Origin of the sequence: Streptomyces sp. CB02959 (assembly GCF_002803155.1) — a bacterium.
In the GTDB taxonomy this organism is placed as follows: Bacteria; Actinomycetota; Actinomycetes; order Streptomycetales; family Streptomycetaceae; genus Streptomyces.
On sequence record NZ_NNBP01000023.1, the window covers coordinates 16336 to 30099 of the forward strand.

The following is a 13764-nucleotide window of genomic DNA, read 5'->3' on the forward strand; positions in this document are numbered from 1 at the left end:
ACCCCCGCGCAGGGGCGAGACTGTCCGGTATGAGCGAGCGCAACCCGGACAGTTCCGAGCAGCACCCCTCCCGCACCGTTCTCCTGCGGGGCGGTGAGGTGCACAGCCCCGCCGATCCCTTCGCCACCGCGATGGTCGTCGAGGGCGACCGGATCGCCTGGGTCGGCGAGGAGGGCGCCGCCGACTCCTTCGCCGACGGCGTCGACGAGATCGTCCACCTCGACGGTGCGCTGGTCACCCCGGCGTTCACGGACGCACATGTGCACACCACGGCCACCGGGCTGGCCCTCACCGGCCTGGACCTCTCCGGCGCCGCCACCCTGGCCGACGCCCTGGACCGGATCCGCCGGTACGCCGCCGGCCGCCCCGCCGGCGGCGTACTGCTCGGCCACGGCTGGGACGCCAGCGCCTGGCCCGAGGGCCGCCCGCCGTCCCGCACCGAGCTGGACACCGCCGCCGGCGGCCGTCCCCTCTACCTCACCCGCGTCGACGTGCACTCCGCGGTCGTCACCACCGCCCTGCTCGACCTGGTCCCGGGCATCCGCGAGCGCTCCGGCTTCCACCCCGACGCGCCGCTCACCGGCGACGCCCACCACGCCGTCCGGGCCGCCGCGTACGCCACCGTCACCCCCGCCCAGCGCGCCGAGGCCCAGGCCGCCGCACTGGCCCGCGCCGCCTCGCTCGGCATCGGCACCGTTCACGAGTGCGCCGGTCCGGAGATCTCCAGCGAGGACGACTTCACCGCGCTGCTCGCCCGGGCCGCCGAGGGCACCGGCCCGCGCGTCATCGGCTACTGGGCCGAACTCATCGCATCCGCAAAGGAAGCCGACCGGATCAGGGCGCTCGGTGCGCACGGCGCCGCCGGCGACCTCTTCGCCGACGGCTCGCTCGGCTCGCACACCGCCCACCTGCACGCCCCCTATGCCGACGCTCCCCCCGGCTGCGCCGCGGGGGCCCACACCGGCACCGCCCACCTCGACCGCGACGACGTCGCCGCCCACGTCGCCGCCTGCACCGAAGCCGGTCTCCAGGCCGGTTTCCACGCCATCGGCGACGCCGCCCTGACCACCGTCACCGACGGCGTCCGGGCCGCCGCCGACCGGGTCGGCCTGGCCCGCGTCCGAGCCGCCCGGCACCGGGTCGAGCACGCCGAGATGCTCACCGACGCCACCGTCACCGCCTTCGCCGACCTGGCCCTCACCGCCTCCGTGCAGCCCGCCTTCGACGCGGCCTGGGGCGGCCCCGACGGGATGTACGCCACCCGCCTCGGCGCCGACCGGGCCGCCGGCCTCAACCCCTACGCCGCCCTGCTCAAGGCCGGCGTCCCGCTCGCCCTCGGCTCCGACAGCCCGGTCACCCCGCTCGACCCCTGGGGCACCCTGCGCGCCGCCGTCTTCCACCGCACCCGCGCCCACGGCATCTCCGCCCGCGCCGCGTTCACCGCCCACACCCGCGGCGGCTGGCGCGCCATCGGCCGCGACGACGCCGGCGTCCTGGTGCCCGGCGCCCCCGCCGACTACGCGGTCTGGCGGACCGGCGACCTGGTCGTCCAGGCCCCCGACGAGCGCGTCGAACGCTGGTCGACCGACCCCCGCTCCGGCACCCCGGGCCTGCCCGATCTCACCCCCGGCAACGACCTCCCGCGCTGTCTGCGCACGGTCGTCGGCGGCCGGACGGTCTTCGACCGGCCGATCGAGTGACATCGCGGGTGCCGGTGGCGCCGGACCCCGTGCCCGAACCTGCCCGCCCTACCTGGGAAGGCTCGGCACTGACCTGGGACGACGCGAAAACGACGCAGGCGGAGCGACTGTTGACAGCAGGCGCCGGTCGGCCGGTAGGTTCGGCCGAGTCCACCACAGGACGTCCGACCGGGAGACCTCCGCGCAGCCGTCGAACGCAGCTGGGCCATGGGGCGGCGAGCCATCCGGCACACCGCCACTGGGAGCCAGGTCCAGCGCCAGGGCGATGGCGAGGTCGGTCGGCAGGTGCGACCCGGGTGGGGCCCGGCGCTCAGTAGACAACGGCTCTCGGTCGACCCGCAGCCAGCGGATCCCAGGCCGGCCCGAAGGGCGCCGGGCCCCGATCCGCACCCCGCACACCCCCCGGCCACGCTCCGGACGCCGGTGCCCCGCGCCGCCCGGCCCGCCCGCCGCCCGGCCCCGCGGTCCGCGTACGGTCCGCGCACCCCACCCCCGCACCTTCGGCCCTCCGATGTACGGTCAGCTGACAACCGGACGACCTGCAGGAAGGCCCGCGACCGTGCCATCGGGTTCCGACACCACCGCCGCAGCCGAACGCGGCACCGCGCCCGACGGGCCGGCGCCGTCCACCGCGACCGGCGCCGACCGCCCCGGACGGGCCCGCCGGCTGGCCGCGCTGGCCCGCCGCGAGGCGCTGCGCACCGCCCTCGCGGTCGTCGCGGGTCTCGCCCTCGGCCTCGCCTTCCCGCCCTACGGCCTGTGGCCGTTGTCCCTGGTCGCGGTGGCCGCGCTGGCGCTGCTGACCCGCGGCCGCCGGGCCCGCCAGGGCGCCTGGACCGGCTTCGCGTTCGGCCTGCCGTTCTTCCTGCTGCTGCTGAAGTGGCTGCACGTGGTCGGCTGGGACGCGGTGGTGGGCCTGTCCGTCGCCGAGTCGCTGTTCGTCGTGATGCTGGGGGCGGGGCTGGCGCTCACCTCCCGGCTGCCGGGCTGGCCGCTGTGGGCCGCGTGCCTGTGGGTCGCCCAGGAGTGGGCCAGGGACCGGCTGCCGTTCGGCGGCTTCCCCTGGGGCCGGCTGGCCTTCGCCAACACCGGTTCGCCGTTCACCCCGCTCGCCGCGCTCGGCGGTGCCCCGCTGGTGACCTTCGCGGTCGCGCTGGCCGGTGCGCTGCTGGCCGCCTCCGCGGGCGCCCTGTGGGCGATGCGCCGGGGCGGCGGTCAGCGCGCCATGGTGCGGACCCTGGAAGCATTCGGGCTGGCCGCCGCGGTCACCGTGGCCGGCCTGGCGGTCCCGGTCCCCACCAAGGCCGACGACACCGTCCGGATCGCGGTGGTGCAGGGCAACGTCCAGCAGCCCGGTATGGACTTCCTGGGCCGCCCGATGAAGATCCTGGACAACCACGCCGCCGCCACCGAGAAGCTCGCCGACGACGTCCGCAACCACCGCGTGCCCAAGCCGGACCTGGTCATCTGGCCGGAGAACTCCTCCGACCTGGACCCCTTCCAGTTCCCGCAGGCGTACGACCGGATAGACGAGGCGGTGAAGGCGATCGGCGTGCCGGTCCTCGTCGGGGCCCTGGTCGACCACCCGACCAAGCCCGGCTACGTCTTCAACGAGGGCATCGTCTGGGACCCCAGGACCGGTCCGGGCGCCTCGTACACCAAGCAGCACCCGGTGCCGTTCGGCGAGTACGTGCCGTTCCGGGACCAGCTCAGCAAGATCATCACGCGCTTCAAGCGGGTGCCCCGCGACTTCTACCCGGGCGACCACACCGGTCTGCTGAAGGTCGGCCCGGCCAAGCTCGGCGACGTCATCTGCTTCGAGGTCGCCTACGACGAGATCGTCCACGACACCGTCCGGTCGGGAGCCCGCGCGCTGGTCATCCAGACCAACAACGCGACCTACGGGCGCACCGGCCAGCCCGAGCAGCAGCTCGCGATGTCCAGGCTGCGGGCCGTCGAGCACGGCCGGGCCGTGGTCACCGCGGCCACCAGCGGGATCAGCGCGGTGGTGGCCCCCGACGGGACCGTTACGCACCAGATTCCCGAATTCACCCAGGGCGTGGTCTCGGCCCGCATCCCTCTGCGCGACGAAACGACGCTGGCCGACCGCGTTGGCGCGGCTCCCGAGTGGGTGCTCGCTATCGTGGGCCTCCTGTCCTGCGGGGCCGCCGTCATCGCCGGCCGTCGCAGGCGTACGAAGGACGAGAAGGGGCAGTAGTGACAGACGGTCAGCGGCAGTACGGTCCGCTCGGCAGCACGTTGGTGATCATTCCGACGTACAACGAGGCGGAGAACATCAAGCCGATCGTCTCGCGGGTTCGGTCGGCCGTCCCCGAGGCGCACGTCCTCATCGCGGACGACAACAGTCCGGACGGCACCGGCAAACTCGCCGACGAACTCGCCGCCGCGGACGACCAGGTCCACGTCCTGCACCGCAAGGGCAAGGAGGGGCTGGGCGCCGCCTACCTCGCCGGCTTCCGCTGGGGCACCGACAACGGCCACGGCGTACTGGTCGAGATGGACGCCGACGGCTCCCACCAGCCCGAGGAACTGCCCCGGCTGCTCACCGCCCTCAAGGGCGCCGACCTGGTGCTCGGCTCGCGCTGGGTGCCCGGCGGCCGGGTCGTGAACTGGCCCAAGTACCGCGAGGTCCTCTCCCGCGGCGGCAGCACCTACTCCCGCGTCATGCTGGACGTCCCGATCCGCGACGTCACCGGCGGCTTCCGCGCCTTCCGGGTGGAGACGCTGCAGGGCCTGGGCCTGGACGAGGTGGCCTCCCAGGGCTACTGCTTCCAGGTCGACCTGGCCCGGCGGGCCGTCCAGGCCGGCTACCACGTCGTCGAGGTCCCGATCACCTTCGTCGACCGGGAGCTGGGCGACAGCAAGATGAACCGCGACATCGTCGTGGAGGCGCTCTGGCGGATCACGGCCTGGGGTGTCGGTTCCAAGGTGAGCAAGATCCGCGGCCGCTGACCCCCGGGCGGGCCGGGCCAGGCACACTGGGGGCATGACGTTCGGAGCCACGCCACCGCCGAGTCCCCGCCCGCCTCGTTCGCGCGCCCGCCGGTTCGTCCCGTTGGGCGTCGCCGCGTGGATGGTGCTGGAGATCTGGCTGTTGACGGTGGTCGCCGGCGCCACCAACGGCCTGACGGTCTTCCTGCTGCTGCTCGCCGGGGTAGTGGTCGGCGGCGCGGTGATCAAACGGGCCGGCCGCCGTGCCTGGCGCAACCTCACCGGCGCCCTGCAGACCGGCGGCACCCCCGAAGCACCCCGCGAGACCGGTTCCGCGGGTACCGGCAACACCCTCCCGATGGTCGGCGGGCTGCTGCTGATGGTGCCGGGCCTGCTCTCGGACGTGCTCGGGCTGCTCTGCCTCTTCCCGCCGACCGGGCGGCTGATCCTGCGCCGCGCCGACAAGCTGCTGACCCGGCCGGGCTTCACCACCGGGTCCTTCGGCGACGCCTACCAGCAGGCGCGTATGCACCGCCCGGACGGCAAGGTCGTCCCGGGCGAGGTGATCCACCCCGACGACCCGCCGGCCGCCCGCCGCCAGGACCCGCCGCTCACCCGCTGACACCGCGCCGCACCGCTTCCGGCCGGGCGCACTCGGCGTCCGACCGGGAACGGTGCGGCTGTCGGGCGCGGTGACGCATGGCACGCGGTTCATGACGCACGGCAAGGGCCGGTACCACCGTCAGTACGGTGGTACCGGCCCTTGTGTGCCGCTTGGTTCGGTCCGCAGGTCAGGCGGACTTGCGGTTGGTGTCGCGCGGATGCACGGCGATGTTCATGGTGCCGGAGCGCAGGACGGCCAGCCGCTCGGCCAGCACCTCCTCCAACTCCTCGCGGGTCCGCCGCTCCATGAGCATGTCCCAGTGCGTACGCGCGGGCTTGCCCTTCTTCTCCTCAGGACCATCCCCATCCACCAGAAGTGAGGGTGCACCGCAAACCTTGCACTCCCACTCCGGCGGAATCTCGGCCTCAACCGAGAACGGCATCTCAAAACGATGTCCGTTCTCGCATGCGTACTCCACCGCCTGGCGCGGGGCCAGGTCGATGCCGCGGTCGGTCTCGTAGCTGGTCACCACGAGGCGCGTGCCGCGGAGAGCTCGCTCACTCATGAATCGTGCCTCCCGGGCTTGTCGCCCACAGGACAGGTGTCGCTGTCGTCGTCATCCGGTCAACGTCCGGTCGGCGGTGAAGATTCCCGTCATCGGGACATACGTCGCCTGCGTCGCCCGTCGTGCCGCCCCTTGTTGTACCCACCAACGCCCGGTTTGTCACATCTGGCAGCAGATGTCACCCAGCGCCTCAAGGTGTTGAGCGCGCAGTAACGGTCCGCCTGGTGAGCCAAAGGCGTACACTACCGCCCCGCGCCCTCAAGGGCTAAATCCGGTCAGGTACCGGATTGCCGGCAGCCGCGATCGCCCGCCGCACCGGCACCCGCGCCAGCAGGACGAACCCGAGCGCGAAGAACCCCACCAGGGACACGATCGCATCCCGGTAGCTCCCGGTCAGCTGGTACGCCATCCCGAACACCAGCGGCCCCAACCAGCTCACCCCGCGGTCGCTCATCTCGTACGCGGAAAAATACTCCGCTTCCTTGCCGCGCGGGATCAGATGCGAGAAGAGGGAGCGGGACAGCGCCTGGCTGCCGCCCAGCACCAGCCCGATCCCGGCCGCCAGCGCGAAGAACCACACCGGCGCCCGGGCGGGCAGGAAGTACCCCGCGGCGATCGTCAGCGTCCACGCCACCAGCGACCCCAGGATGGTCCGCCGGGCGCCGTGGGTCCGGGCCAGCCGGCCCATCAGCAGGGCGCCCGCGGCGGCCAGCACCTGCACCAGCAGGACCGCCACGATCAGCGTGGTCTGGTCCAGCCCCAGCTCCTCGGAGCCGAAGACGGACGCCTGGGTGATCACGGTCTGGATGCCGTCGTTGTAGACGAGGTAGGCGAGGAGGAAGGCGAGCGTCAGCGGGTGCCGGCGCATGTCGCGCAGGGTCTCCCGCAGCTGGTGCCGGCCCGCGCCGGAACCGGCGCTGCCGCCGGTCGCCGGCCGGTCGCGCAGCCGCCGCAGCGGGATCAGTGCGAAGCCGCCCCACCACAGCCCCGCCGTCGCCAGGCAGATCCGCACCGCGGTGCCCTCGGAGACCCCGACGGTTTCGTGCCCGGCGTACAGCGCCAGGTCGACGACGAGGACCAGCGAGCCGGCCGCGTAGCCGAAGGCCCAGCCGCGCGAGGAGACCGCGTCGCGCTCGTCCGGGTCGGCGATCTGCGGCAGGTAGGAGTTGTAGAGCATCATCGCGACCACGAACGAGGCGTTGGCGACGATCAGCAGCGCGCCGCCCAGCAGATAGCGGTCGCCGTCCAGGAAGAACAGGCCCGTGGTCGCCGCCGCCCCCGTGTAGGCGCAGCACCCCAGTAGCGGCTTCTTGCGGCCGGTCCGGTCCACCAGCGCCCCGGCCGCCGGCATCGCCAGCACCGACAGCAGCAGCGACGCCGAGACTGTGTACGCGAAGAACGAGCCCGCCCGGACCGGTAGGCCCAGCGGGTGCACGAAGCCCTCGGCGTCCGCCGCGGCCTTGGCGACCGAGGTGAGGTACGGGCCGAGGAAGACCGTCAGCACGCTGGTCGAGTAGACGCTGATCGCCCAGTCGTAGAAGTACCAGCCGCGCTGCTCCCGGCGGCGCGCGGCCTGCGCCGCCCCCGTCGCGGCCCCGGCCGCCATCTGTGTGCCCTGCACCCGTACCCCCGTCGTCGGTCCCCGTCACCGCGCGGCGGACCGGGACCGCGAGGACAGGCGCGCCTGGCCCCGGCGTCCCCGCTCGGCCGGCACCGTGCGCAGCGTCTCCGTGTGGTCGTTTGAGTCGTGATCACCACTACAGCTCCGAGCGCTGCCATGACAACCCATTGCAAGATCAAATGGGAGGGCTTTGGCGGAATGTGCGCTCCCGTAGGGCACTCCGAGCCGCTCCCGCGCTCAACTCGCCCCCCTGGTCGTCCCCCTGCGTCCCTGCAAGATCTTGACGATAGGCCGCTCCATGGCCGTCGTCACCTGTGAACAGGCGCCCTCGCGCGAGGTGTTGTTCCCTGTTTCGTGTTCCTGTTCCGTGGACGTCCCGCCGGTCGGTCGTGCGCCGCGCCCGGCCGTGCGACCCGCCCTCGTGCCCGGAAGCCGCCGCCACGCTGCTGCCCTTTTCTCCTGCCTGCCACGGTCCCCTGATTAAGGACAACGTCCCGTCGAATCAACGGAGTTCGGTCCGAGGGGGTGTATCGGCAGGCCGGGGCGCCTGCCCGGGGCAATCCGGGGCCGTGGCGTCGGGACGCTGAGTCGAGCGTGTGCGCGAACTTCGCGGTTCCATTCGCGCTGGCCAGTCGTCTGAAGGCCGGCACGGGACGCGGGGGGGGGCGGGGAGGGGCCGGAAATCGACGGGGTCCTGAACCGCGCGACCGCGGCCTCCCGTCTCCTGCGACCGACGGGCCGGCGACCGCTCGTTCGACGGTCCGTGCACCACCCGCTCGACAGCGGGCCGGGGCGACCCCGGTCCCGTTCCGCTGCCGGTACGGCAGCACGGTGCCGCCACGGGGAGTTGGTGGCTTCGGCAGTCCCCCGCGCCGCCCGGCGCGGGGGCCGACAGGAGAGGCTTGATCGTTGAGTAGAGGCAACCAGCCGCAGACCCTGGCGACCCTGCGAACCACGAGGACGCGAGTGCGGTCACGACGATGGATCACCGCCGTGGTCGCCGTCCTGGGCGCAGTGGCGGCCCTGCTGACCGTTCCGTTGGCCGCTGCGCCGGCGCGCGCTGTGGAGGGCGACGGCACTTCGCCGTTCGCCACGTACAACATGCGCGGCTCCGGCAACGGCTCCCGGTGGCGCTCGGAGATCGCGCCGCTGGCCAGGCAGGTCCCGCTGGTGGCGCTGCAGGAGGCCGGCTCCGGGCCGCCCGCGCCGCCGGACTTCCGCCGGGCCAACTTCCGCCGGATGCGGATCAACAGAACCCGCCCCTTCAACCAGCCCAACTTCGTCACGTTCTCGCGCTGGCGGACCAGGAACGTCGACCGCTACGTGTACTTCCTCCAGACCGACCCCCGCAGGATCACCGGGACCGACCAGGACACCTGGGACGGCGGCCGGACGAACCTGGCGACCGTCAGCGACACCCGGGCCAGCCAGGTCGAAGTGCTGGACAACCCGTCCTACGACCCGGACCCGGGCGCCCCGAACAACCGCTACCGGGCACGTCCGCTGCTCGGTCTGCGGTTCGGGAACACCTGGTACTGGAACACCCACGCCCGTGGCGAAGACGTGGTCGGCCGAAACGGCCGCCCCGGACTGCTCGACCAGGTCCGCAACTTCGCCGCCAGGAGCGACCAGCGAGGCCGGAACTGGGTTCTGGTCGGCGACTTCAACCTGAACATCCTCAACCGCACCGACGCCCAGGCCCGCAACCAGTCGCTGCGCCTGCGCGCCGACGAGAACCTGCTGCGCACCGGCCAGCCGACGTACATCAACGGCCGCACGCTCAGCGAGCTGGACTACGCGGTCACGCACGGCCTGCTGGGCTTCACCGCGACCCGCCCCCGCGGTGCCGGATCCGACCACACAGAGGTGCACTTCAACCGGACGCCACCGCCGCCCCAGACGACCGTCCCGGCGCACACCGGCTCCACTCAAATGGCCACGGCCACCGGCAGCGTGATGCAGCTGAACCAGGACAACTCGATCGGGGTCGGACCCGCCCGCAACGACAACAACCAGACCTTGACCATGTCCACCACCGCCGCGGGCGCCCACAGCATCCGGTTCGTCATAGGGGGCGGCTGCCCCTCCATAGCGCCGAAGGCCCGCCGGGACGCGTCCGCCTCCCGGGTCGTCGTCGGTCCGTGTGACGACCCGCGGGCGCAGTGGACGACCAGCGACCCGCGGCCCGATCCGGAGTGGAACCAGGACAACGGGGGACCGCAGCTGTGGCGGAACGTGGCCTTCCCCGACCTCTGCCTGACGCCGTCCAAGGGGCAGGTGACCGCGTCGCCGTGCACCGACGACATCGCCCAGCGCTGGTGGGACAACGCCGTGGCACTGCCCAAGGACTGGCCCACGGCCGCCGACAACGTACGCCTGGAATCCGCCTTCATGGGCGGCCGCATGCGCAACGGATCCTTTCCCGGGACCGCTATCTACACCCAACCCCGTCCGCCCAACTGGTGGTGGATCTACTGGCTGCTCTACGAGCGCAAGGACTTCGGCTGGAACATCCAGCCCGTCAGCCCCGGTGACAACCTGGTGCGCTTCCAGAGCCTGGACGGCGACAACCGGTGCCTGGGCACCCGCGACGAGCACGCCACAGAGCTGACGGACGCCATGCTGCGGACGTGTGACGACGCACGCGGCGTCGACGGGGCCGGCCAGCGCTGGCTGGCCGAGACCTACGCGGACGGCACCATCCGCTACCGCAACGAAGCCAACCACCTCTGCCTGCTGGCCCCCGACGCCGACCGCGGCAGCGTCCGCCTCGCCCCGTGCAACGACATCCTGGCCCAGCGCTGGAGCGTGGTGGACCCCTGATCCCTGCCCCCTGCCGCCCCGCCCCGTGAACCCCAGCGGGCCGCCCGGGCCGACTGCACGTCGGCCCGGGCGCGCATTCGATGCCCAGCGGAGCGAGGCCGAACGCACACCGGTCGGCACGCTGCTCCCGGAAGGAGCGCGCCGTGAGTGACCACGTCAAGCGTCTGCCCCCGGCGGCACTGCCCGAGGGGGGCGTGGCGTCCTGGTCCGTCGCCGTCGCCGTCGCCGTCGCCGAACGCTGGAGGAAAGCCCGCGTCCCAGCGGTCTTCGCCCCGGTCGTGTGTCACCGGCCAGACGCCCGCCCCCCCCGCCATCTCCCGTAGGTTCCTGGCATGTCTTACGGGGTGGACGCGCGGGAACTGTACGAGGCGCTGACGCGGTACGAGGGGCCGGAGCCGTACGAGACGATCGTCGTGCCGTGGCTCGATCGGGCCCAGGGCGACTATCGCGCCTGGCTGGCCACGGCGGCCGAAGACGGCTCCTGGTGGGCCGAGAAGGGAACGGAGCCCGACGGGCGGGAACTGGTGTGGGAGCTCTACGCCCTGCACCGGGTCAGCGACCGGCTGCTGCTCGCCTTCCAGTCTCCCTCCCACGGGCCCGGCTCCCCGCACCCGCGACCCTTGCTCTCGGAGCGCGAGTACCTCGACGTGTTCACCTCGCTCGGCATGACGCCGTTCGAGGACGGCGACGCGTTCGATCCGTTCCTCCACGAGATCGTCGAGGTCGAACAGGCCGACAACCCGTACGCGCCGATCGAGGTCACCGAGCTCCGCTGGCCCGGACTCATGCTGGGCCGACTGCTGTTCAACCGGGCCGGCGTACGGATCCGCGCCGGCGTCGAGTACGCACAGCGCGGCGTCGCGGACCGCTCGCCGCTGTACTGGACCTTTCGGCGCCACCACCGGCCGACGGTCGACCTGTCCCAGGGCTGGGGCGGCAATTCCCAGTGGCGCACCGGCTTCCGGCTCGACTACCGGACTCCGGCCGGCGATCGGCTCAACGTGACGGGGGACCGCCCGATCGACGGCAGCGCCGACTTGCACCCCGACCACCCGGAGAATCTCAGCCCCGAGGAGAGACTCCTGACGCCCGGCGAACGGCGCGAGCTGTTGCGCCACCGCTGTCTGGTGCGCACGCCCGAGGCCGCCGACGCACTGACCGGGTCGCCCGGCTGGGAGCGAGAACTGACGCCCTTCGGCTGGCGGCTCCCGGAAAGGAGTTCCAGGCCGGCCTGACACGTGTCTCGTCCAGGGCACCGGTCCTGTTGCTGTTGCTGTGGCTGCGGCTGTGGGCTGCCGTTCCCCGTGTCCGGGACCCCGAGCCGCCTCGCCGCTCGTACCGCGCAGCAGGCGGGCGGCGCGGGCCCAGTCCGGCCCGGGTGCGGAGGTGGGCGGAACGGCCCCGCAGATCCGATATGATCATGGTGAAGCTTCGGCCCGCGGACAGCGGACGGAGACGCGCGTCTGTGGTCCAAGGAAAGACGTCCACCAACCGGTGGGAGATGCAGGTGCAAGGCCTGCCGGGCGCTCCATCAGAAGGTCCCTTCCCCCTGGGGAGGGACCTTCGCTGTTGGTGGCCGCGGCTGGCTCCGACCGCACTTCCGTGACGACTGCGCCGCGACCGGGCACGCCGGGAATGGCTCTCGGCCTGTGTCGCGTCACCGACGCAGGCGGGGTGATCAGCGCCGCAGCGTCGGGCCGGAATGTCACGTTGTGTTATCCTCCAACGTTTGGACGGCAGTGACGGCTGGCGACTCCGTCCGTGCGGTTCCCCTTGTTCGTCGGCTGCTCGTTCCTGCCGGGCCTTCCTCGGTACGTTCGCCATGCGGAAGGCTCTTCATGAACCACCCGGACCGCCCCGGCACCTCGCACGGCGACCCCGCTCGGCCAGTGACCCCCACCCCGACGGTGCCCGCGGTCGCCTTCGCCGACATGGAACTGCCGGCCGAGGTGCTGCGAACGCTCACCGAGCGCGGTGTGCGCGAGCCCTTCCCGATCCAGGCGGCCACGCTGCCCAACGCCCTCGCGGGACGCGACGTCCTGGGGCGCGGGCGCACGGGATCGGGCAAGACACTCGCCTTCGGCCTGCCGCTGCTCGTACGGACGGCCGGGCGGCGTGCGGAGCCGAAGCAGCCCCTCGCCCTGATCCTGGTGCCCACCCGGGAGCTGGCCCAACAGGTGACGGAGGCGCTCGCGCCGTATGCCGACGCGCTCCGGCTGAGGATGGCCACGGTCGTCGGCGGCATGTCGATCGGCCGGCAGGTCGCCGCGCTGCGCGACGGGGCCGAGGTCGTCGTCGCCACGCCCGGCCGTCTGCACGACCTCATCGAGCGCAAGGCCTGCCGCCTGGGACGGGTACGGACCACCGTCCTGGACGAGGCCGACCAGATGTGTGACATGGGCTTCCTGCCGCAGGTCACCGAGGTGCTCGACCAGGTGCACCACGACGGCCAGCGGATGCTGTTCTCGGCCACCCTGGACCGCGACGTCGACCACCTGGTCCGCCGCTACCTCCACGACCCGGTCGTCCACTCGGTCGACCAGTCCGCCGGTGCGGTCACGACGATGGACCACCATGTGCTGGTCGTCCACGGCCCCGACCGGTACGCCGTCACCACAGAGATCGCCGCCCGCGACGGCCGCGTACTGCTGTTCCTGGACACCAAGCACGCCGTCGACCAGCTCACCCGGCATCTGCGGGCCAACGGAGTGCACGCCGCGGCCCTGCACAGCGGCAAGTCCCAGCCGCAGCGCACACGGACCCTCGCCCAGTTCAAGAACGGCCAGGTCACCGTTCTGGTGGCGACCAATGTCGCGGCCCGTGGGCTGCACGTCGACGACCTCGATCTCGTGGTGAACGTCGACCCGCCCACCGACCCCAAGGACTATGTGCACCGTGCGGGCCGCACTGCCCGGGCCGGTGAGTCCGGCAGCGTCGTCACGCTGGTGCTGCCGGGCCAGCGCCGGGAGATGAGCCGGCTGACCGCCGAGGCCGGTATCGAGCCGACGATCACCAAGGTGCGCTCGGGCGAGGCGGAGCTGAGCCGGATCACCGGGGCCAAGGTCCCCTCCGGCATCCCGCTCGACGGTGGGCCCGCCGCATCCCGGCCCAAGAACACCAACACCCCCTTCCGCGGCCTGGGCACCAGCAAGGACACCCCTCGCGGCACCGGCGGCAAGTCCCGCAAGGCAAACGAGGCGCGCAAGCTCGCCGAGGCCCGCAAGGCGGCCCGGGTGCGGCGCGGCAACTGACAGCCACCGCCCTGCGGCGGTACGGCGTCTGCCCGGCCATGGAGGCGCCTGGCTGGACGCGGGTGCGGTGGTGGGGGACGCGCCGAGCAAGTTTCAGGGCGGCTGCGGTGGGAGATCCGGGGAGTGTGCCGAGGGCCCTCGACGGGGATCGGCTCGGGTGCGTATGCGGACCGCTGAACGCCGTCGGCCACGCTGTGCCCCAGCGTCCCGTGCTCCCCGGCCACGGCTGCGCGGCTGTGCGGACAACC

At 72.7% G+C, this 13764-nt stretch carries 9 protein-coding genes; 7 read left to right on the forward strand and 2 right to left on the reverse strand.

Going from position 1 to position 13764, the window contains the following annotated elements; genetic code table 11:
- Positions 1-29 precede the first annotated feature (29 nt).
- From CG747_RS31565 to fxsA, 4 genes are all read left to right on the forward strand, one after another.
- Positions 30-1700 (forward strand): amidohydrolase, encoded by a 1671-nt coding sequence (locus tag CG747_RS31565; RefSeq protein ID WP_100605280.1) that lies wholly within the window; start codon positions 30-32, stop codon positions 1698-1700.
- Between the two features lie 559 nt (positions 1701-2259).
- On the forward strand, positions 2260-3918 hold the full coding sequence (gene lnt, locus CG747_RS31570) for an apolipoprotein N-acyltransferase (RefSeq protein ID WP_100605281.1): 1659 nt from the start codon (positions 2260-2262) through the stop codon (positions 3916-3918).
- Positions 3918-4673, forward strand: coding sequence for a polyprenol monophosphomannose synthase (locus CG747_RS31575; protein WP_100605282.1), 756 nt, complete (start codon positions 3918-3920; stop codon positions 4671-4673). The genes lnt and CG747_RS31575 overlap by 1 nt, the downstream gene beginning before the upstream one ends.
- A 34-nt stretch (positions 4674-4707) precedes the next feature.
- On the forward strand, positions 4708-5274 hold the full coding sequence (fxsA, locus tag CG747_RS31580) for an FxsA family membrane protein (RefSeq protein ID WP_100605283.1): 567 nt from the start codon (positions 4708-4710) through the stop codon (positions 5272-5274).
- 169 nt (positions 5275-5443) lie between these two features.
- Here the strand turns inward: fxsA and CG747_RS31585 are convergent, their stop codons facing one another.
- The gene (locus CG747_RS31585) at positions 5444-5821 is read right to left on the reverse strand and encodes an RNA polymerase-binding protein RbpA (RefSeq protein WP_100605284.1); all 378 of its coding nucleotides are present in this window, start codon (positions 5819-5821) and stop codon (positions 5444-5446) included.
- A 265-nt stretch (positions 5822-6086) separates the two neighbouring features.
- Positions 6087-7427 (reverse strand): MFS transporter, encoded by a 1341-nt coding sequence (locus tag CG747_RS31590; protein WP_100605408.1) that lies wholly within the window; start codon positions 7425-7427, stop codon positions 6087-6089.
- A 981-nt stretch (positions 7428-8408) separates the two neighbouring features.
- Between CG747_RS31590 and CG747_RS31595 the strand changes: the two genes are divergently transcribed.
- The 3 genes from CG747_RS31595 (at position 8409) to CG747_RS31605 (ending at position 13516) form a co-directional block, all read left to right on the forward strand.
- The gene (locus tag CG747_RS31595; RefSeq protein WP_257980874.1) at positions 8409-10265 is read left to right on the forward strand and encodes a ricin-type beta-trefoil lectin domain protein; all 1857 of its coding nucleotides are present in this window, start codon (positions 8409-8411) and stop codon (positions 10263-10265) included.
- 332 nt (positions 10266-10597) lie between these two features.
- A complete protein-coding gene (locus tag CG747_RS31600; RefSeq protein ID WP_100605285.1) occupies positions 10598-11500 on the forward strand; it encodes a hypothetical protein in 903 nt (300 codons plus the stop codon).
- A gap of 603 nt (positions 11501-12103) precedes the next feature.
- Positions 12104-13516: a DEAD/DEAH box helicase gene (locus CG747_RS31605; RefSeq protein ID WP_100605286.1), complete on the forward strand. Its 1413-nt coding sequence runs from the start codon at positions 12104-12106 to the stop codon at positions 13514-13516.
- Positions 13517-13764: the final 248 nt, after the last annotated feature.